The sequence below is a fragment of the Alteromonas aestuariivivens genome, from assembly GCF_003367475.1.
GTDB classification, from domain to species: domain Bacteria; phylum Pseudomonadota; class Gammaproteobacteria; order Enterobacterales; family Alteromonadaceae; genus Alteromonas; species Alteromonas aestuariivivens.
In genome coordinates, this window is sequence record NZ_QRHA01000001.1 from 355,974 (window position 1) to 377,107 (window position 21,134).

Genomic DNA, 21,134 nt, shown 5'->3' on the forward strand with positions numbered 1-21,134 from the left:
GCAAAATCAGGGGTTTTTTGTCGGTATTTTATACTTCTATGGTCTGATTAAGCTGCGGTATTTTCGCTTTCCACCCGAACTGGGATAAATGCTGCTTCAATGCCTGTTTGGTTTCTTCCTCACCGTGTACCAGAAACAGTTGTGGCCTGGGGTCTGAAAAGTGGGCGAGCCAGTCTGTGAGCTGGGACTGACTGGCGTGGGCAGAGAATCCGCCCAGGGTATGTATTTGTGCCCGTACAACAATCGACTCCCCGGCAATTCGAATCCGTTCTGTACCATCCACAAGGGTTCTGCCGGGGGTGCCGATGGCCTGATAGCCGACAAAAATCACATGAGACTGGCGTCGCCACAGGTTGTGTTTTAGGTGATGGCGAATGCGCCCACCGTTGCACATGCCGCTGCCGGCAATAATGATGGCACCGCTTTCGATGCGATTGAGCGCCATGGATTCTTCGGTCGTAACGGAATAGCGCAGAGTGGGCAAAAACGTATGCAGACTGTGCTGGTGGCGATGGGCAGGGTCATCATGCTGTTCGATTGCTGCAAGGTCTTTGCGGTTGTAAACGTCCTGATAGCGATGGTACAGCTCGGTGACGGCAATCGCCATGGGGCTGTCCAGGCTAATCAGTCGCTGGGGCAACTTACCTTGCTGGTATAGCTCGCCCAGCCGGAACAGAATTTCCTGTGTACGGCCTACCGCAAACGACGGGATTAATATATTGCCGCCGTTCTGAGATGCGTCAATGATTACCTGCTCGAACTCATCGAGGGTTTCCGCCATGGAACGGTGTTCGCGGTCACCATAAGTCGATTCCATCAGAACAACGTCAGCGTCTTGCAGGTAGGCCGGATTGCGCAGCAGAGCGGCCTGGGAGTTGCCCAAATCACCGGAAAATACCAGCCTGCGGCGCACTGTGCCCTCGTTAATGGTCAGCTGTACAATGGACGAGCCAAGAATGTGCCCGGCCTCCGCCAGGCACAGGTCGACGCCATGCAAAACAGGCCGCGGGCTGTTGTAGGCGATGCCTTCACAGCAGGCGAGGGTGGCATCAACGTCCTCCAATGTGTAAAGGGGTTCTATCTCCTTTTTTCCAGAGCGACGCCGGCGCTTGTTCTCCCATTCGGTATCTCGCATCTGCAGGGACGCGGCGTCCTTGAGAAGAATTTCAATCAGTTCGCAGGTTGGTGTAGTCATGTAAATTGGGCCACGGTAGCCGAACTTGACCAGCATGGGCAGGCGTCCACAGTGATCCAGATGGGCGTGGGATAAAACCACGGCATCTATGTCCTGCACCGAAAACGGGAAGTGGCTGAAGTTACCCTGTTCTTCCTTGCGGCTGCCCTGGTACAGTCCGCAATCCAGCAAAATAGTCCCCGACTCTGTTTTCAACAGATACATTGAGCCGGTTACGCCCTCAACGGCGCCTAGAAAGGTCAGTGATGCCATGGGTGTTGCCCCTGTTATTTATTGGCTCGCCACTAGCGGTTCGGGTTCCGGCATCTCTGGGCGAACGATGGCGGCCAGCGCCGTAACCCTGTGGGTGGCTTTGTGCCAGGTTTTGGTGATATGCCAGGCTTCCTGCAAGCTGTCGATGGCTGATGACATTTGTGCAATTTCTATCTGGTGACGGGTACCTGCCATGATCAATGTTGCCTTGATGCGATCTTTTTCCTGCAGGATGGAGTCCAGTGTTGAATTAATGTCGCTGTTTGCAGCTTCTTGGGCATGCGTTACCGTTACCATGTTGTTGTAGACCTGATTCAGGAATCCCGCCAGTTCGGATTCCAGCGTCGGATCCCGGAGTTTTTCCCGGGTATTCCAGCTGGCCGCCAAAGTGTCGGCAGACAGAGTGCAGTCCACAAGGTAGTGCTCAACCCGCATCAGGGTTGCCAGTTGTTCGGTGGTTTCGTCTGGCAGTGCCGCACTCTCCAGATTGACGATAAATCTGGATATTTGCCGGGCAAGGTTATTGAGTACATCGCGCTGCTGGCGGAATTTACTGGCATCATACTGTGGGCTGATGGCCAGTTGGTACAGATTCAGGAATCGCTGTTGTACGACATCGAGTTCATTCAACAAGGCGTTTACGGCCAGAGCGGGTGTCTGGGCAATGGTGTTGTCCAGAAAACGCGGGTGGGACTCGGTTTCTTCCCAGCTTTTGAAGCGCTGCTCCAGCCAGCGCGCCAGATTATCCATAAACGGAAAAATCAACAACAGCCCCAGCAGGTTGAATAGCGTATGGAACAAAGCCAGTGTGATGCCTGTGTCCGGATCCAGGCTGAGCAGGGCACTGATCGAGTTGATAAGGTAGAAAAGCACCGGCAGGATAAGCATCGCCACCACTGCGGTGATCAAATTGAACAGCACCTGCGCAGCGGCCGCTCGCTTGGCGGCTGAAGTGGCACCAATGGCAGCAAATACCGCAGTTGAGGTGGTACCCACATTGGCGCCGACCACCATGGCTGCGGCGGCATACAGGCCAATTACCCCACTCGATGCTGCTGTAATGGTAATGGCAATTGACGCACTGGAAGATTGGGTCAGGGTGGTCACTAGAACTCCAAGCAGCAGGTAAATCACTAACGCTGACATACCGTCTGCGGTGAACCGGGTGAGGGAAAAGGTTTCTACAATACCTTCGAAGCTTTGTTTCAGGACGCCGATGCCGATGAAAAACAGCCCGAAACCAACCAGCGCAACGCCAGCGGACGCCAGTTGCCCTGGGCCTCGCATCAGTTTTAACAGCATGCCAATACCTATCAGTGGCAGTGCGAAAGCCTGAATGTTGACTTCAAAACCCAGCAGGGCAACCAGCCACCCGGTCATGGTGGTGCCAATGTTGGCACCGAAAATGACGCCCAGAACCTGATGCAGGTTGATAAGCCCAGCGTTGACAAAGCCCAGTGAAGCAACCGTAACTGCGCTGGAGGATTGCACGATGGCGGTCATGAGGAAACCGGCCAATACTCCCCTGAGTGGGGTATCGGTCCAGCGGGTGAGCAGGTGGCGCAATCCTGGCCCTGCGGCTGTTTTCAAACCGTCGGTCATCATGCCAATGGCAAGAAGAAAATGCCCAGTCCACCGAGTACCGCGCCGGCTGTACTGATTGCCTCTCCCATAACGTCCCAATTCAATCCAAATGAATTTTAAGCGTAGTGCAGCGGCTGTGATTTGCATTTGCCGCAGATCAAACAATGGGTGTTTCCATAACCGGGCAAGTGAGAAGGGGAATGTAAAAGGCCGTTCAATTTGATTGGGATATAAAAAAAAGCACCTACTTTTGGTAGATGCCTTTTCGATAGTTAAGCGTATCAGATTGTGCTGCACCGGCCCTTAAGGGCTGGCGGTGACCGATATCGGCCTGTCCGAAAATTACTTTTTACTGAACAGTCTGCGTGCGCTCAGTCCCAGCAGGCCAACCATAAACAGACCGATAGATGCAGGTACTGGTACGTCGATAGAGATTTTTTGTACCCGGAAACCGTTATCGCCTTCGTCGCTGTCAGGCTGGATATCAATCAGTGTGGAAAACCCGTCAAGGTCAAACTCGGCTGAATCTGCCGGACCATCGACAAAGTTTTCTGTGTGAGGATAGCCAAAGCGAACCTGTGCACCGTCACCGTCTTCCAACTGAGAAGCCCATTTGGAGCCAAAGAAGATCTCTACCCAGGAAAATTTCGCATCCGGGTCACCGTCACTGGTGAGTTTAAAGAACAGGGTTTCCTGCAAATCCGGTGTATCGTCCAATTTGTAATCGTCGGAAAAGCCGCTGTAAACACCAAGGCCCTGAGTAAACTGTTCAACTTTAACGCCGTCCACTTTCTCGCCCATATAGGAAGCCCGCCCGGTGACGGTCAGAGTATAACCACCAGAGTTAAAGGTGAGGCTATCGTACAACTGGTTACCACCAGGGCCGGAAAAATCAAAGGTGATAATCGCGGCATTGGCACTCGCCCCAAGCAGAAGACCAAATCCCAAACAACATCCTTTAAGAAACTTCATAACATACTCCTGAATAATTTTACTTCTATTAGATTCAAGCGAGGCTAAATCTTAATATTACTCTTTGTGAATAGCACTTAACGTGCCAATCTTTTTAGTTGTTAAATAACAATGGCTTGCGTGATTTTTTTAACGTAGGAAAATCCGAGTGTAAAAAATCCGGACAACTTGATGGCGATTAAACCGTCAATGTGGCCCGGAATTTGAGTTTGCAATTTGAAGGGGTAAATTCCGATGTATCTGCAGCGGGAACTTCAAGTAATCATTCGGTAGGCCATGAGTCGTATTTCCTGGCCAATGAGCTTGAAAAACGGGTTCCAGCTGTCCCAGTTAATGTGGTCATCAATATCAAGCAGTTTAGGATACGCCATCACATGCTGATATATGGCCTGATAAAGGTAAGGAACTTTCGTGGGGCAAAAGACTCCTGGAAAGACTGCGGAGCGGTCAGCGAGATGGCGGTAGGTTTTCTTTTCAGACCTGCTTTGGAGTCGCCTAAGCAGCAGCCACGAGTGTGGTAAAGGATAAAGCGGTGGGCATTGCTTCAGATAGACATTCAGAATATTGCTCATCAGAGCCGGGTCCCACGCCAGGGTGACAATGTCCAAATCGTTGGCAACGCGGATACAGTCTTCACGCTGGATTTGGTAATGAAAATACTCAACAAACGTTTTGTTGCCCTGGGTTGGGGATGCAAAGGTTATGCTCTGGAATTTTGCCGGGATATTTTCTTCTTTCAGCCATAAGGCAATGAGCGGGCTGAGTGCGCCTCCCAGACTGTGCCCGGTAGCGATGATGGAAAGGGGCTCTGAGCCTGGTTTCAGCGACTCCTGTTGCTCTCTGAAGAATTCAAGCAGATTTGAATTGCAACCCAGTATGCCGATGGGCGGCCGCAGCGCCTGCATAACCAGCAGGCCAAAAAAACTGCTTTCTGATATGCATGGCAATTGGTCTTCCTGAAGCTGGGTGATTTTACTGCAGCTTGGTGAAAGGATTGGGTTGTTCTTTCCATTTTTATCTTTTTTCTCTGTGTAGCCGGGCCAAAGTTTCAAATCCTTGGCCTGAAAATTCCAGAGTACCCAATTGGGCAAAGAAATGGGGTTGGTGCCGCGCACCACAATGGCAAAGTGGTTTTCTTGAACTCGGTGTTTAACCACATACACCAGCGCGTCATCAAATTTCGAACCGGGCAGGGCAAACAGGGCTGGCCCCCAGACCCGTTCCCATTGGCCCTGTACAACGGCGCTTTTGGCGATTTCATCATCAATTTCATGACTGATTTTTCTCGCATTTTCACGGTCGGTGGCGGTGGCAGCATAGTGGAAATACGAGATGTAGCAGAGAGCCAGCATTTGCTGGGTTTCGGAGAACGCTGAACTGGGTGTATTGGGCATAATATCTTCCCTGATGGTGTGCTTAGTTGAGGAGTTACAGCCTTACCTGAAAACCATGGTGAGTTGATGTCCTGAATCATCTCAGTCAGTGAAGCTTTATTGAGACGCAGTGTTGGGCCATTGAACGGCCCCAATCTATGGTAGGGGGATTGCTTTTTATTGGCAGATGGCCACCTGGCAAGGCAGTACAGGTGGCATTGATTACGTATTTAGCTACTGCTTGAACAACTCTTTTAGTTTTTTGTCAGCTTTTTCCAACAATTTGCCTTTTTCTTCTTCGAGCTTTTCTTTTGCTTTCGCTTTTGCCTGCTCCTCAACGATATCCCTGGCTTTCGCCTTGGCCTCTTTGATCAGATTCGCCAGCATCTGGTTGAAAATCGCAGCACCCACCTGATCCGCAGGCAGTCCGTCTGGCTCGCCAATCGGGCCGGCATGGAACGTGGGCAAGGTTACATCGTAGGATTTTTTCTCCAGCTTAAGCTCACCAGTTTGCAGTGCTTCCGCATTGATCCTGAGCCGGGTATTCGCAACCGTCACTTTTTTTACCAGTACCAGTGGAGAATCAGACTTTTCCGTTGTTTCCTGTGCTGTGCCATCTTTGGTGGGCAAAGAGGATTGTAGGTTGTCTTTCAGCACCAGCAAATTGGACTGGCCGGACTCGTTAACTTCATATAATACCTGGGGGGCATCAATCAGTATTTCCTGGATCACATAGGGCTCCTTCATGGAAGCGCCCAGGTCCATTGCCAGTTGGTTCAGGTTAAATGCCTTATCGGAAGTAAAGCCGTTTGGATTCATCACCTCCAGACCGGAAATTTCCAGCCGGCCTTCTCTGAAAATGAGGCTAACGCTGGCAACGTTGACATCGGTCTTCAGATATCTGCTGCCCTGCTGTTCAATTTGATTGTGGATGAACTCATCGGCTCCGCTGAGCAGATACCAAATCCCGCCCGCTACGATCACCAACAGAACGAGTAGGAAAATTAACACTTTTTTCATTGCCGCTTCCTTATGCTTTAAACAGATGTGTGCTTATAGTAGATCATGTGTACCGGCTGTCGTAGTTCCGGGCCGATTTTATTTGCCCTGTCCCTGCGCGAATGGGTCAGGTGGTTCAAAAGGCACCAATATTATAGAGAATAACCAAAGTGCCTCCCTTCAGGGTACTGCCATAATTGAGATTGATGCCCACGCCCAGATTGGTAACGTAATTGCCAAATTTAGGTGTGTTGATCAGCCAGCCGGCACCCAGTTCGTAATAGTGTGAACTGCCTGTAGGCTCTGACAGGTAACCGCCTACGTTAACCCGGGAAAACCTGGACCACAGTTGTTGGCTGCTGTTTGTGTCGCGAAAAACAGGGCGGCTGAGTTCGATGCCGTTTGACCAGTACCAGGCATGGGGACGCACATCGTGAGCGTCGATATCTGCATGGATTGTCTGGCCAAAAAGATAATGCCAGGCGGAAAAAAGGCGGTATCGAGTATTGCGCCCCTGCCAACGGTAATTCAGTCGAATAGTGGGTTCGAACATCAGTGCGTTAACGTCGTAATTGGAGAATACCCCATTGATGACCGGCTTGAACGCTTTGGCAAGCGGAGAAATAAACTCGAAAGTGTTTTCGTAGTGCATCCAGCTTGCGCTAAACCTGGCCTGACCCTGCCAGTGGTCGGTGAAATTTTTGAGATAGGAGACGCCCAAGTGAGCACTGTAAACCCGATGTTCCGCTAAATCTCTGGACTCCCGATCAAGCTGAACTCGCTGTTTAACCTGCAACGCGGCAAATTTTCCGGTAAGTGAAATCTGGTCCCCGTTTTCCGTCTGCAACCAAAGCTTGTTCCATGGAAGGCTGACCTGATTCAGTGAATCTCTGATTGCCCGGGCTTCATCGGAACCAAATTCATCGTTGTCGGTTCCCAGTAAGCGATTTGGGTCGAAGTCCCAGACGCCAAGTTGCATGACTTCGTCATCGCTCAGCAGAGAGGCAGTGACCAGGGTTTCTGACAGGTCCTTTTGAACCAAGGGGGTAAACTGGCGCTGCAATTCGCTGATTTCGGGGGTTGAGGCCATAGCGGAAACTCCAATCCAGTAACCGGGCAGGCAAATCGCGAAGAAAAATCTCCATTGGTAATGCATAATTTCCCTATCTTACAGAACGTCAAACATATTAAAGATGAAACCGTCACACCAGTTCAATCGGGCGAACAAGTGGCATTTAATAGTGTAGAGGGATTGAGCGGCATCGCGAGAATAATGGTGTGCGCAAAAACAATGAGCTCGAGCTGGAGGAAATGGCCCCGAATGAGGCCATAGGTTCATTTTTGGTTAACGGGCGTATCGGGCCGGTTGTCCCTCTGCGGGTAAACTGGAGAGAATAAAATCCCGTATGTCCTGATTGGATGTTTCGAGATCCTGTCTGCGGAGATACATCATATGGCCGCTTCTGTAGCCTTTGAAGCTCATACGGCCTTTCATGCGGCCACTGGGGTCCAGCTGCCACAGGGTGTACTTGGCATCAAAGTAATTGGTTGCGCCATCGTAATAGCCGGACTGGATCATAACCTTGAGGTAGGGGTTGGCCGCCATGGCCTGCCGTAAATCCTCGCCGCTGTGATTGTCGTTGTGGTCCCATGGATGCACATTGCCAAACATGTTGTATTTTATATCGGTTTTGAAGTTCAGCTGTTCACGCAGGTAATAATTGATAGCCGGTGTGAAGGCGTGCAGCCACGATGTCAGTTCTGCATTATAGTCGGGTTGGGTACCTGCATCCTGACGGTCCATTCCCAGATAGCGGCTGTCCAGCCTGCCTACGGTTTTACCTTCTGTCCGCAGCAGTTCCTTCCAGAAAAACTGGGGGCTTACATCAAGGTTGTTTTGCGCAATGGCCTGCTCGGACAAGCCGGAATAGGCTGACATCCTGCTGATGATATTCTTTTTTTCAACTTCGGGAATGAACCCTCCCCTTGCAAGTGCAGGCAGCAATTCCTTCAGCGTAAATTCTTCTACCTCGGCGAGAAAAGATTCCAGTTCCATGGCCTGAAACTGGGGAGCAAGCACATTGTGATGCCAGGCTGTGGCCGCGAAGTAGGGTAGACGGTTCGCGGCTTTCACCGGGCCATCCCGTTTGATACCTAACCCGGTAGGAGAGACCAGGATGACACCATTTAAATACATCCACTGCTGATTTTGCAGTGCAAGAGCTAAACCGGATACCCGGGTTGTGCCGTAACTTTCACCGATCAGATATTTGGGTGAGCGCCATCGGTTGTTGCGGGTGACAAATGTGTTTATCCACTCTGCGAGATACTGTATGTCAGCATTGACACCAAAAAACATTGCTTGTTGCTCTTCCTTGCTCATGGCATCGCCGTCCTTATTTTTGAGCACCCGACTGTAGCCCGTATTCACCGGGTTTACATACACAATGTCGGCAACATCAAGAATGGAATAGGGGTTGGACTTGACTCCATAAGGCTGGAGAGGGTAACCCTCATCATCAATGTTCAGTAACTTTGGGCCAGTATAGGCAATGTGCATCCAGACTGAAGCGGAACCCGGTCCGCCATTGAAACTGATCATCAGAGGGCGAGTGGTGGTGTCTTGGGCATCACTACGCTGGTAGTAAGTATAGTGGAGCGTGGCAACGGCCTCGCCGTCGGCATTCCAGACCGGCTGAGTGCCTACTGTTGCGGTGTAGGGAATCTTTTTCCCGCGGATGGTGGTTTTATGCTCGGTTGTTACTTCGGTTTGCGGTTCAATTTCACGAGAGCTGTTCTGTAATTCAGCCTGGGCGGGCAATACAAGAAAAATACAAAATGTCATCATGACACTGAGGAAGCGGTAATTCCTGACCATGTTTGGGTACCTTGGCTATTTTGCGGCGAATTTTATACCAAACAGGCCCAGATCTGAAAACTTGCCCTTTTGTAGTGACAATACATTGTGTTTAATCGCCCGCTATTGTTTGAATTTTTCCGGACCGGTGTCCGGACCAACCATCGTTAGCCACGCAATACTGCACACTGGGTTTAGTATAAAAGTTGTATTTTTGAGAGCCGAGGTGTATTTCATCTGGCTAACTCATAATAAAACATTACTATATTAAACTAATTTTTTGAATTTTAAGTGTTTTTTGTTGCATTTGAGGTCGCTTGAAATTCATTGTTCTGGATGTATTCTTAATTTAGCGTGTCTTTTCAACGGGCCACTTCGAGCCCGGCAAGTGTTTAATCTTACCTCGCAAAATCTTTTAGATTGGTTAACGAATAGAGTTTGTTGCTGCTGTTTTCCGCACAGCATGCCAAGGTCCGGGTTATCTCAGCGGCACGTTTTTTGGCAGAGGCTTCACGGTATCCTGTGGCCGCCCCACGTTACTTCAGGAAGACTGTATGAAATTTTTATTGTTCGCATTGTTATTCACTGCCACTCTGCAGGCCAATACGCTGGATGAGTTGCTTACTGTTCCCCGAAGTGAAGCGCTAAACACGAATATGGAAATTCAGTACCGGATCATCGTCCCCGAGTCCGCGGCCGAAGGAAAGCGCTTCCCGGTGATTTACTGGTTACACGGCAAGGGGGGGAGGGTGCTTGACGATGCCTTTGAGAATTCGGGAATGGGTTATTACAGCCACAGGTTTTATCAGGATGCCGTAGCCCAGGGGTTAATGCAGGAAGCTATTCTGGTGTATATGTATGCCGGGGCGCCGGTCACCATGTGGGCTAACATGCTGCCGGGAGAGTTGCAGTGCCCTCCTCCCAGTACCCGGGTTTTTCGTAATGTTTGCCCGGGGGACAAGTGTCCTGCAGGGTGTGAAAACGGCGAAGAGACTTTTGACGGTAACGATTATCAGGTGGAAACCGCTTTTATTCGGGATTTTATTCCTTATATAGAGCGCAATTATCCAGTGCGAAGAGGCGCAAGGAATCGTGCCATTGCTGGGTTTTCAATGGGTGGCTTTGGTGCCTTTCTTTATGGCTTTCGTTATCCGCGGATGTTCGGTTGTATTGTTTCTGCAGATGGTTCTCTGATCACCGAGTCTCAAACACTCTTTCTGGAGCCGGTAACCTGGGAGAACTACTTTGAGGAAAATGAGATCTATCTCAAACGCAATAGCGTTTTTTATATCGCCGAAGTTTATCAGCGTTGGGCCAGCAGGCAGGATCCCAGCCGTTTGCCCAAATTCGCTGTAATACAGGGAGGGTTATATCCCTGGTACCAGAATTTCGTAGAGCGCCTGGACGAATTGGGTCTTGAGATGACACGCCGTCCACATCCTGAACTTGACCCTGAACTGCCTGAGAACCGCAGAGTGAATCACCATGTGTTCGATGAGGTGATGGCAAGGGATGGTGACTGGATACACAGCTTTATGGAAGGGTGTTTCCCAGGCGATCCCTGATACGGGATAGTAGCCATCAGAGTGGTGAAATCCCACCACTCTGGGCGGTTATTCTGCTGAAGTATTGTTGCCCGCAACAGGTTTGAAGTACATGTCGCTGTATTCGTGATACTCAGGTACCGTCGCTTTGAACGGAGCCAGCGTAAAACCCGTTACCGTTCTCTGTGGGCTTACGTCAAACAGGATCATGGCGTCATCTGCCGCATTCGGGTTGTGCCACCGAATCACAAACCGGTGATCGTCAAAAGGCTCAAGAAAGCCGCTTAGCATGGGCATTTTTTCAGATTCAATGGTGAGTTTTTGGCTTGCGTATTTTATCCTGAATGCACCAAACCACTGGTCTTCAAATTCACCTGCGTACTGTGGCAGTTCAAGCACCACGTGGCCGCTGCCGGCCAGTTCAATTTCCCGTTCCTGACTAAGCACCTTATTGTGCTGCTGTAATGCGGAATAGGCGCTTATCCAGTTTTCTGCTGCTGGCGGTTTGGGTTTACCCATATAAGCCTTGAGGATGGTTTGCATTACAGCACCCCGGGCACCATAATTGGAACCATTGTTCAGCAACACCACCCCCAGGTTTAGTTCCGGAACCAGTGTAACGTAGGTTTGATAGCCGGAAAGTGTGCCGGTATGAGATATCACTTTGTGACCGAGAACGTCGGCCAGACGCCAACCTATTCCATAAGCACTAAACTGAGTTTCATCCCAGGCCCGGTCTATATCCGAAATGGGCAGCAGGGTTTGGGGGGACCACATAAACTCTATGCTGTCAGAGGATAAAAAGGCTTTACCATCGGGGAGCTTTCCACCGTTAAGCCACATGGACAACCATTTCAGCATTTCTTTGGCGTTACAGGTAAGGCCTCCTGCGGCGGCCGACACCAGGCCCTGCTGACGGATTTGGTTGCGGGGAATGGCGTACTGCCCCCTTTGCTCACTGAATCCAAAGCTTACGGCATGATTGACCAGTGCCGATGGAGGGACATCACCGGCAAAGCAGTGCATGCCCAAGGGAGCAAAAATGTGTTTGTCGATAAAGTCCTGGTATTTTTCCCCCGTAGTGCTGGCAATCACTTCTCCCGCGGTAATGTACATCACATTATTGTATGCATACGCACTTCTGAAACTGGTTTTTGGGGTCAGATAGCGCAGATTATGAATGATTTCCTCGCGGCTGAATCCACTGGGTTCTGGCCACAACATGCTGTCGCCAGCGCCGGATGCGAGGCCGCTTCGGTGTGTAAGCAAATCCAGAACAGTGAATTCCCGGGTTACCCAAGGGTCTGCCATTTGAAAATGCGCTAAATGATCGGTTACTCGCTGCTGCCAGTTGAGGTCACCGCTTTCAGCTAAAAGGGCAATTCCGGTAGCGGTAAAGGCCTTGCTCACGGATGCCAGACGAAAATAGGTTTCCGGTGTTACCGGCAGACGGTCTTCAATACTGCGTAAACCGTGCCCTTGCAGATAGACGACTTGATTGTCCTTGACTACCCCCACACTCATTCCCGGAGTATGGAACTGAACAAGTGCCTGCTCGATAACTTCGGGCAAGTCATTCAGGGAGGCGGGCAATGTGCTGGCATTCGCAGGGGATACGCCGAGCATGACACTACAGGCCAGCAGCCCTGTGATGCCGGAAAAATTATTGAATCGTTTGATTTTATTAAACATTGTGCCCCTCATAGTGTGACTTGCTACTGTTGCGTGTCAGCAATCGAAAGTCAACTACCGGGCAGAAAGTGCATGAGTAATACTGCGGCTGAAGATCAGCAATGACGTTGGTCAGATTCCGGATTTTTCAGGCCATGCCAGCGCTTTGAAGTGTTTTCGGCACATGGACTCATAGCGGTCATTGCCACCAATTTCTACCTGGTCACCAGCGGTCAGTGGGGCTCCGTTAACGTCCAGGCGTACTACGAAATTGGCTTTTCGACCGCAGTGGCAGACGGTTTTTAGTTCGAACAGTTTGTCTGCCCAGGCCAGAAGGTAATGGCTCCCCTCAAAGGTTTCACCTACAAAATCGGTGCGCAGGCCATAGGCGAGTACAGGAATATGGAGGTCGTCGACAATGTCCACCAGTTGCCGAACTTGGGCTTTGGTCAGAAACTGGGCTTCATCGATAAATACGCAGTGCAATGGAGCACTCTGAAGTTGGTTTTGCACCGCTTCGAACAGATTGTCGTCGCGGCAATATAATAGGGCGTCAGCCTGCAGACCAATTCGTGAGGTCACTTTGCCGACTTCGTAGCGGTGGTCCAGTGCTGCAGTATATATCAGCGCACGCATTCCCCGCTCCTGGTAATTGTATGCAGACTGCAATAGCGAAGTGGACTTTCCGGCATTCATCGCCGAATAGTAGAAATAGAGTTGAGCCATGGTGTTTACTGTTTCTGATTTTCAAGCCACTGTCTGATTGCTTCAGCGCTGAGGGGCCGTGCGTAGTGAAAACCCTGTAAACAATCCACTCCCATTTCAATCAGGCGCTCGGCATGAGCGTTTGATTCAATCCCCTCGGCGATGGTTTTGCAGCCAAACTCTCTTGCGATCATCAAAGTCGCCCGGATAATAGTATCACTGCCTTCTTCGAGTTTCTGTACGAAAGAGCGATCAATTTTTATGTGGTCAAAACTTAAGGACTGCAGCTGGCTGAGGGAAGAAAATCCGGTGCCAAAGTCATCAATGGATATCTGAACTTTACGGGCCTTGATGGCATTTACCTGTCGGACAACCGTTTCACGGTTGTCTGCGAATACAGACTCGGTGATCTCAAGATGCAGGCGGGTAGGGTCCAGGCCACTGCTTTTCAGCACTTTGTCGAGGGTATTTACAAAGCGGTCGTCCATCAGTTGTATGACCGAGACATTGACAGAAACCGCCACTTCGCTTTCCTGCGGCCACTGGGCCGCGACAATGCATGCCCTATGCAGCACCCAGGTACCAATATCATGGATCAGGCCGGTTTTCTCCGCCAGTGGTATAAATACTGACGGTGGCACGCTGCGATCACCATACTCCCATCTCAGCAAGGCTTCGACGGCCCAGGGTTGCCTTTTGGCTGCACTGAGGATGGGCTGGAACATTACAAACAACTGGCCATTTTCTATGGCCCGACGCAGGCCGTCACGAAGGTCCTGCTCTTCTCTTGCCATCTGGTAAATGGCCTGATTGAAGACGCCCACGCTGCCTCTGGCATTCCGTTTTCGGTTGTACATTGTCAGATCCGCTTCCTGGATCAGTATCTGAGCGGTTTTACCGTGGTCCGGATACAGTGCAATGCCGATGGACGCATCCAGTGAAATCTGGTTTTCCTCAACAATAATAGGGTCGGAAATGCCACTTCTAGCAGCCTGGGCAACCGCAATGGCGGTATCTTCATTGGCGTAGGGAAGTACAATGACAAACTCATCACCACCCCAGCGTGCGAGGTGGTCCGGATCGCAGAAGCGCTTGAGCCGGGTGGCAACTTCAACCAGCACCTTGTCTCCCACCCAGTGGCCGAGGCTGTCATTAACTTGCTTGAAGCCGTCCAGATCGACAAACAGTACAGCAAGTGTGTTGTGCAGTTTTTCGGTGGTACGGATGATTTCTTCCAACTGCCGTATGAAGCCCAGGCGATTCAGCAACAGGGTCAGCGGGTCCCGGTTGGAAAGCCGGTGCATTTCATTGGTTCTGCGGGTGACTTCCGCTTCCAGGCTGGCGTTAATGTGATCAAGCTTTTCATTGCTGCGCCGGAGATCTTCGTTGATGCGACGCACTTCATTACGTTCGATTTTCATCTGCTGAACCAATTCATTATTGGCATGTTTCAGTCTGATGGCTTTATGAAAGAAATTATTGGATTTGAACCCGGTAAACAGCATCGATACCCAAAATAACAAGCCCAGCACACCAATGGTGGTAAAGTCGTCCTTTGAATTAACGACAGACTGGATTGAAATCGGCAGTATCAGCATGCTGCAGTAAAAAATCAGCAGGGTGCGACTGGGCGCAAGTACGGTTGCTGCGCCCGCAGCCATGGCACTCAGAATAACCAGGGTAGTAGCCAATTCGATGGTGTTCATGCTGTTGAACAGGGTGATGCTGTACGCAGCCCAGACGAACGCCATAGCAACGGCGCCGGTGTGAAACCGCAGGAATGACCATTTGGGATTGTAGTCGGTATCTCTTACCCGGGTCTGCCAGTGAAAAGCGTCCACCAGGCGCAGTGTTATGATGCCAATGGTGACTACCCAGAACCAAAATTTTATCGTTGCAGTTTGCGGATTCGGGAGCCCAAATATTAACCCACTCATGGCCACAAAGCTCATGATCATTCCGGTGAAAATGTTACCGTAGAGCAGTTCCAGAGTGTCTTTGGAAGCCAGATGATGGTCGAGTTTTATTGTCCCGGAGCGTACCTGCACAGAAGGGGCCTGACTGCATGTTTCAAATGTTAATGAATTGAAAATACAGCAATCTTTTGCGGATCACAATTGGGATTTCAATCTCAGGGGGGCAAAGTGGTACAAAAAAGGCGGTCATTGACCGCCTTGGGAATATTCAAAAACAGCTTTACGCCGCATGTTGCTGGGTTTCCTTAGCTGATTTTGTATCAGATGCAGGAATCAATTCCATGTCGAAGGTAAACTCATCAACCCGCACGGCAAGTTTACGTTTTTCATTGTAATCGTGCAGTAAAGCGGCTTCCTCATTGGTGATAGTACCTTTCTCAGTCAGCTTGTTAAGGGCATTTTCCAATGACAGGAAAGGCACCACAGGCTCTTGACGCAGGGCTTTTTGAACTTTGGCCAACAGATGTGCAACCGCATGTTTGGCTTTGAAGGCCTGCTCATTGATGTGGTTACCATCACCTTCAATCGGGCGAACCAGATGAGTCAGCTGCGCTTTAACGCTGTTGTCCTGCATGGATGCCAGTGACAGTTCACGCACCAAATCGTCGCTGATGCTGCTGACACTGTTGGTGTAGGTATTGGTTAATACCCGCATCAGACCGCGAGTGGCTGCGTTCGGGAAGTTGTTGATGAAATCTACCAGCGCCTGTTCAGCTTGTTGCAAAGACCACTGCATGGCGTAATCAAAATACGGTTTAGCCAACTTGCGATCCTCGATACGCTGCTCATAGAAGCGCACAGCGGCCATGGCACCGTAGAGGTAGCTCATGACGTCGCCCAGACGTGCTGACAGTAACTCCGCTTTTTTCAGGTCACCGCCCAGTACTGCCAGAGACAGATCAGCCAGCGGTGCCAGCTTTGCTGATAACGCGTTGATGCGCTTTTCGTATTTGCGGACTTCCGGCATGCTGGATTCGCAGCCACGTACAAATGGCAGATAGCTCTTAGCCAGGCTGCGCAGGGAATTTTTCACGCTGAAGGTAACGGTTTTGCGCAAGACTGTATTGAATTCAGCATCGGCACTGGGCTCGTTGCTGTGGATCAGGTCCACCATTTCCTTCAAATACGGATGGCAGCGCATGGCACCCTGACCGAAAATCATCAGGTTACGGGTGAGAATGTTGGCACCTTCAACCGTGATCGCGATAGGCAGTGCACTGTAGCCACCCGCAAGGGTATTCTGGGGGCCGCGCTGAATGGCTTTACCAGCCTGAATGTCCATCGCAGAATTCATCACGTCACGACCCAGCTCGGTCATGTGATATTTTGCAATTGCCGTTACAACGGAAGGTTTCAGGCCCAGCCCAAGACCTTCAGTGGTCAGAACCCGCATGGCTTCCAGCAGGAAAGTTTTGCCGGCGATGTCCGCAAGTTTGCCCTGGATCCCTTCAAAGCGACCAATAGGTAGGCCAAATTGTTCACGCACGAAAGAGTATTCGGCCGCACCTTTGAGTGCAGACTGCGCTGTCGCAACGCCCATCGCGGGCAATGAGATACCCCGGCCAGCGCCCAGGCAGCTAACCAGCATTTGCCAGCCACGGCCGATGTTCTTCTGGCCACCAATGATGAAATCCATCGGAATGAACACGTCTTTACCTCGGGTTGTACCGTTGTAGAAACGTTGTCCCATTGGGTCGTGGCGGTTGCCCAGTTCCACACCAGGGTGTGATTTTGGTAGCAGGGCACAGGTAATTCCCAGCTCCAGCTTGTCACCCAACAGATGCTCGGGGTCAAAGACTTTAAATGCCAGACCCAGCACAGTTGCGATCGGTGCCAGGGTGATGTAGCGCTTGTCCCAGCTCACAGAAAGCCCAATGACTTCTTCGCCGTTCCATTCGCCCTTGGTAACAATTGCAGCATCCGGAATGCCTCCGGCATCAGAGCCTGCTTCGGGGCTGGTTAGCGCGAAGCATGGAATGTCCTGACCAACGGCCAGACGTGGCAGCCAGTAATTCTGTTGTTCCTGGGTTCCGTAATGCATCAGCAGTTCGCCCGGGCCCAGTGAGTTCGGTACCATCACAGTCACTGCCAGGGCACCGCTTTTGGCGGCGATGGTGGCAACAATGGTGGAGTTGGCGTACGGGCTGAATTCAAGACCGCCGAATTTCTTCGGAATGATCATCGAGAAGAAACGGTTTTTACCCAGAAAATCGAGAATTTCCTGAGGGATGTGCTTGCCGTTGCCAAGTTCAAAATCGTCAATCATGGCAAGCAGTTCGGTTACAGGGCCATTCAGGAACGCCTGTTCATCGGCGCTGAGTTTGGCCTGCGGGACATTACGCAGTGCCTGCATATCAGGTTTGCCCTGATAGATGGAAGATTCAATCCAAATATCTCCTGCGTCCAGAGCTTCTTGCTCGGTAATCGAAATAGGAGGAAGGACTTTTTTTAAACTTGTTCTGATACTCATTGTAAACTCATCCGCTCATCTGACCAGTTGTGTGAAGTGATACTACGATGACTTTAAAAAAAGATCAAATATTCCGTTACAAAGTCGTTAAAACGTGGGGCGAATGCGTCTAGCATGAAGCGAGCCCTGAGCCGGAGACCTTTTTGTTTGACGTAAGATCAGGAGGATTTTCGTTTGGGCTACTTATACTTATGAATGATAAACGGATACACTCTAGGGCCTGTTGATCTTTGCTGTTCGAAATTTGTTCTCTCTGAGTGTTTTCAGGGCAAGGCGAGAGTCATGAAGCTTAGTCAGCTAAGTAAATGACGAACAACGCAGCCATGGAAGCACTCAGAGTGAACCCGAAATGCACGACAATTTGTTGCAAAATTGAACACTAAAGATCAACAGGCCCTAGACGTTAGTTAATTGAGCAATAAGGCAGAGTTGGAGCATGGTGGCAGTACCCGCTTGGATCACAGTTTTTTTGAATCGGCCCAAAACAGGTTTGCTCGGGTTTGTAGTACTGTGTCTGGTGATTGGTCTTGGCGCCAAAAATCTTTATTTTCGCGGTGACTACAAAGTATTTTTTGAACCCAACAACCCACAGCGTTTGGCATTCGAGGAAATGCAGAACATTTTCAATAAAAGCGAAAATGTGGCGTTTTTGATAGTCCCTCAATCCGGCACCATTTACGATCCGGTATCCTTCAGCCTGATCCACGACCTCACGCACGACGCCTGGCAACTTCCGCTCTCCACCCGTGTTGAGTCGCTCTCAAACTACCAGCATACCTATGCGGAAGATGACGATCTGGTGGTTACCGACCTTATTCTGTCTGGTCGCGCAACAGAGGAACAGGTCCTTTGGGTCGAATCTGTGGTTTCCGGTAGCCCGGAACTTAAGGGCCGGCTGGTGTCGGAGAACGGTGATGTGGCAGTGATCAATGCAACTATCCAGTTGCCGGATGGTGACCAAACCCAGGAAGTGATCGAAATAGCCGCATTCGCCAGGGATTTGCAAACCCGCTACCAGCAGGATTACCCCAATCACCGAATATACCTGGTTGGTATGGTGATCATGAATGATGCCTTCGCTGTTGCTGCGCAAAACGATGCCCAGACCCTGATCCCCCTGATGTATCTTTTGATCATTATCATGATTGCCATTCTTACCCATTCGTGGGCGGCAGCCCTGGCGACGCTGACAGTAGTTGTGGGCACCATTGTGATTGTGATGGGCGGAGCTGGCTGGTATGGCATTTATCTGAGTACCGCGACAGTGAACGTGCCAACTATGGTAACCACGCTGGCGGTGGCTGACTGCATTCATGTGATTGTCGGCCTGCGTTATTTTCTGGGCAAGGGCCTCAATCGCAAACAGGCATTGCTTGAGAGTCTCAGCCTCAATATCAAACCCATCCTTATTACCAGCATTACCACCGCGATAGGTTTTGTGATGCTGAATTTTTCGGCTGTACCGATATTGGCGCACCTGGGGAATATGGCTGCTGCAGGCGTTATGATTGCGTGCCTGCTATCGCTGACGGTTTTGCCCGCCTTACTGATGCTTATGCCGGTTAACACGGCACAAAAGGATGAGGGCAAGCATGCATTTTTTCGTCGTGGTGGACAATGGGTCACCCGGTATTATCGACGGATTTTGCCCTATTCAGCATTGATTGTGCTGGTCGCCGGTGGATTTGCCTCTCACAATGAACTCAACGATATCGCGGTTAAATACTTCGATCCGGACAGCCGGTTCCGTCAGGCAGTGGATGTTCAGGAGCGCTATCTTGGCGGCATGTCGAATGTGGATTTTGTCGTTTACACCAATGAACCCTACGGCGTTACCGAGCCAGAAGTACTGGCCAGTGTTGACCAGTTTGCCGGGTGGCTGCGCAACCAGCCTCAGGTCCATCATGTGCTGACGTTTTCGGATACCATGAAGCGCCTGAGCATGAATATGCACAACGACGAGGCCGAAGCATACCGGCTGCCACAGAACCGGGAACTGGCGTCGCAATATCTGCTGCTGTACGAAATGTCATTACCCTACGGTCTGGATCTCACCAATCAGCTGGACATCGATAAATCCGCGCTGCGGATTGTGGCGGTGATGAGCAACCTGGGCAGCAACGAGTTTACCGCTTTCGAGACCCAGGCCCGGCAATGGTTTGTGCAGAACGCCCCGGGCTTGCGGGTTGAGGCGGCAAGCCCACCTTTGATGTTTGCACATATTGGCGAGCGCAATATGCAAAGTATGGTGTGGGGTACAGTGCTGGCGCTGATATTGATCTCTGGCCTGATAGTGCTGGCCCTTAAATCCTGGCGTCTTGGGCTGGTGAGCCTGTTTACTAATTTATTGCCGGCGTTGGTCGGGTTTGGTATGTGGGGGCTGTTATCCGGCCAGATCAATATGGCCCTTTCAGTGGTGCTGAGCATGACGATGGGTATTATTGTTGACGACACAGTGCACTTTTTGTCCAAGTACCAGATTGCCCGAAACCAGAAAAAACGTGTTTCTGAATCCATTCATTACGCTTTTGAAACGGTTGGTCTGGCCCTGACTACGACCACACTGGTGTTGGTGGCTGGATTCGGTGTGCTGACACTGTCGGATTTTGCCCTTAATTCAGACATGGGGCTGTTGACATTGATCATTATTGTTGCAGCATTGCTGGTGGACCTGATTTTTCTGCCTGCATTCCTGATGTGGCTGGATCGGGACCGGCAGGTTTCTAACGGAGAGCACTATGGGTAAATATTGCGCCAGCTGGAGCGCGTGTCTGATTTTATTGGCGCTGATGACCGGCAATCTGGTCAGGGCCGATGACGCTCAGACAGAGGGGCTTAGAATTGCCCAGGAACGCAAGGCCCGAGATCGGGGGTGGGACAATTCGGTGGCCGAAATGACCATGATCCTGCGCAATGCCCAGGGCCAGGAAGCGACCCGTGATATGCGAGTTAATACTCTGGAAGTACGTGACGATGGTGACAAAGCACTGACTATCTTTGATTCACCAAAAGACGTAAGTGGCACCGCATTTTTAAGTTTTTCACATGCCAGCGAGCCAGATGAGCAGTGGATTTACCTGCCGGCACTTAAACGGGTAAAACGCATTGCCTCGCGAAATAAATCCGGGCCGTTTATGGGCAGTGAATTTGCGTTTGAGGATATGACGTCCTTCGAGGTGGAAAAATTCTCCTACCGCTTTATTCGCGATGATCAATTCAACGGCGATGATGTGTACGTGATTGAGCAGGTTCCGCAAGATGAGTTCTCAGGTTACTCCAGACAGCTGGTTTGGATCGACAAGGCCCACTACCGGGTGCGTAAAGCCGAATTTTTTGACCGTAAGGGAGCGGCCCTCAAAATCCTGGAATTTGAGGACTATGAGTTGTACATCGGTAAATACTGGCGGCCAAAAACCAGTTACATGTTCAATTTGCAAACCAATAAATCCACCAAACTGGTCACTCATTCCCTCGAGTTTAAAGTGGGGCTGGATGAGTCGGATTTTGATAAAAACAGCCTCAGGAGGGCGCGATAA

General features: G+C 50.6%; 14 protein-coding genes. 3 read left to right on the top strand and 11 right to left on the bottom strand.

The annotated features are described in order from the left end of the window. Positions 1-28: 28 nt before the first annotated feature. The 7 genes from DXV75_RS01470 to DXV75_RS01500 form a co-directional block, all read right to left on the bottom strand. Positions 29-1,447 carry an MBL fold metallo-hydrolase RNA specificity domain-containing protein gene (locus DXV75_RS01470; protein ID WP_115591450.1) on the bottom strand — a complete coding sequence of 473 codons (1,419 nt, stop codon included), beginning with the start codon at positions 1,445-1,447 and terminating at the stop codon, positions 29-31. A gap of 18 nt (positions 1,448-1,465) precedes the next feature. After that, positions 1,466-3,037: a Na/Pi cotransporter family protein gene (locus DXV75_RS01475; RefSeq protein WP_245953081.1), complete on the bottom strand. Its 1,572-nt coding sequence runs from the start codon at positions 3,035-3,037 to the stop codon at positions 1,466-1,468. A 336-nt stretch (positions 3,038-3,373) separates the two neighbouring features. Then, the gene (locus DXV75_RS01480; RefSeq protein WP_115591451.1) at positions 3,374-4,003 is read right to left on the bottom strand and encodes a PEP-CTERM sorting domain-containing protein; all 630 of its coding nucleotides are present in this window, start codon (positions 4,001-4,003) and stop codon (positions 3,374-3,376) included. Positions 4,004-4,257: 254 nt separating this feature from the next. Beyond that, complete coding sequence (locus DXV75_RS01485; RefSeq protein WP_115591452.1) at positions 4,258-5,397, bottom strand: lipase family protein; 1,140 nt, start codon at positions 5,395-5,397, stop codon at positions 4,258-4,260. A 213-nt stretch (positions 5,398-5,610) separates the two neighbouring features. Next, positions 5,611-6,396: an AsmA family protein gene (locus DXV75_RS01490; protein WP_115591453.1), complete on the bottom strand. Its 786-nt coding sequence runs from the start codon at positions 6,394-6,396 to the stop codon at positions 5,611-5,613. A gap of 115 nt (positions 6,397-6,511) precedes the next feature. Further along, a complete protein-coding gene (locus DXV75_RS01495) occupies positions 6,512-7,465 on the bottom strand; it encodes a Solitary outer membrane autotransporter beta-barrel domain (RefSeq protein ID WP_181898318.1) in 954 nt (317 codons plus the stop codon). Positions 7,466-7,720: 255 nt separating this feature from the next. Next, positions 7,721-9,253 (bottom strand): S10 family peptidase, encoded by a 1,533-nt coding sequence (locus DXV75_RS01500; RefSeq protein WP_425451666.1) that lies wholly within the window; start codon positions 9,251-9,253, stop codon positions 7,721-7,723. Between the two features lie 533 nt (positions 9,254-9,786). On the opposite strand from DXV75_RS01500, the gene DXV75_RS01505 reads away from it, so the two are divergent. Continuing rightward, positions 9,787-10,797, top strand: coding sequence for an alpha/beta hydrolase-fold protein (locus tag DXV75_RS01505; RefSeq protein WP_115591455.1), 1,011 nt, complete (start codon positions 9,787-9,789; stop codon positions 10,795-10,797). Between the two features lie 48 nt (positions 10,798-10,845). Here the strand turns inward: DXV75_RS01505 and DXV75_RS01510 are convergent, their stop codons facing one another. From DXV75_RS01510 to DXV75_RS01525, 4 genes are all read right to left on the bottom strand, one after another. Next, complete coding sequence (locus DXV75_RS01510; protein ID WP_245953082.1) at positions 10,846-12,468, bottom strand: serine hydrolase; 1,623 nt, start codon at positions 12,466-12,468, stop codon at positions 10,846-10,848. 111 nt (positions 12,469-12,579) lie between these two features. After that, positions 12,580-13,173, bottom strand: coding sequence for a thymidine kinase (locus DXV75_RS01515; RefSeq protein ID WP_115591456.1), 594 nt, complete (start codon positions 13,171-13,173; stop codon positions 12,580-12,582). A 5-nt stretch (positions 13,174-13,178) separates the two neighbouring features. Further along, a complete protein-coding gene (locus DXV75_RS01520; protein WP_245953083.1) occupies positions 13,179-15,200 on the bottom strand; it encodes a putative bifunctional diguanylate cyclase/phosphodiesterase in 2,022 nt (673 codons plus the stop codon). 148 nt (positions 15,201-15,348) lie between these two features. Beyond that, positions 15,349-17,598, bottom strand: a complete 2,250-nt coding sequence (locus DXV75_RS01525) for an acyl-CoA dehydrogenase (RefSeq protein ID WP_115591457.1) — start codon at positions 17,596-17,598, stop codon at positions 15,349-15,351. 469 nt (positions 17,599-18,067) lie between these two features. Between DXV75_RS01525 and DXV75_RS01530 the strand changes: the two genes are divergently transcribed. Next, entirely contained in the window at positions 18,068-20,344 is a 2,277-nt protein-coding gene (locus DXV75_RS01530; RefSeq protein WP_342767296.1) for an efflux RND transporter permease subunit, read from the top strand. Further along, positions 20,337-21,134, top strand: coding sequence for an outer membrane lipoprotein-sorting protein (locus DXV75_RS01535; protein ID WP_115591459.1), 798 nt, complete (start codon positions 20,337-20,339; stop codon positions 21,132-21,134). The genes DXV75_RS01530 and DXV75_RS01535 overlap by 8 nt, the downstream gene beginning before the upstream one ends.

Excerpts from the sequence above, each read along its gene's own strand:
- DXV75_RS01495 (WP_181898318.1), bottom strand. The coding sequence starts at position 7,465 with ATGGCCTCAACCCCCGAAATCAGCGAATTGCAGCGCCAGTTTACCCCC.
- DXV75_RS01490 (WP_115591453.1), bottom strand. The coding sequence starts at position 6,396 with ATGAAAAAAGTGTTAATTTTCCTACTCGTTCTGTTGGTGATCGTAGCG.
- DXV75_RS01535 (WP_115591459.1), top strand. The coding sequence starts at position 20,337 with ATGGGTAAATATTGCGCCAGCTGGAGCGCGTGTCTGATTTTATTGGCG.
- DXV75_RS01500 (WP_425451666.1), bottom strand. The coding sequence starts at position 9,253 with ATGGTCAGGAATTACCGCTTCCTCAGTGTCATGATGACATTTTGTATT.
- DXV75_RS01525 (WP_115591457.1), bottom strand. The coding sequence starts at position 17,598 with ATGAGTATCAGAACAAGTTTAAAAAAAGTCCTTCCTCCTATTTCGATT.
- DXV75_RS01505 (WP_115591455.1), top strand. The coding sequence starts at position 9,787 with ATGAAATTTTTATTGTTCGCATTGTTATTCACTGCCACTCTGCAGGCC.
- DXV75_RS01510 (WP_245953082.1), bottom strand. The coding sequence starts at position 12,468 with ATGTTTAATAAAATCAAACGATTCAATAATTTTTCCGGCATCACAGGG.
- DXV75_RS01470 (WP_115591450.1), bottom strand. The coding sequence starts at position 1,447 with ATGGCATCACTGACCTTTCTAGGCGCCGTTGAGGGCGTAACCGGCTCA.
- DXV75_RS01485 (WP_115591452.1), bottom strand. The coding sequence starts at position 5,397 with ATGCCCAATACACCCAGTTCAGCGTTCTCCGAAACCCAGCAAATGCTG.
- DXV75_RS01515 (WP_115591456.1), bottom strand. The coding sequence starts at position 13,173 with ATGGCTCAACTCTATTTCTACTATTCGGCGATGAATGCCGGAAAGTCC.
- DXV75_RS01480 (WP_115591451.1), bottom strand. The coding sequence starts at position 4,003 with ATGAAGTTTCTTAAAGGATGTTGTTTGGGATTTGGTCTTCTGCTTGGG.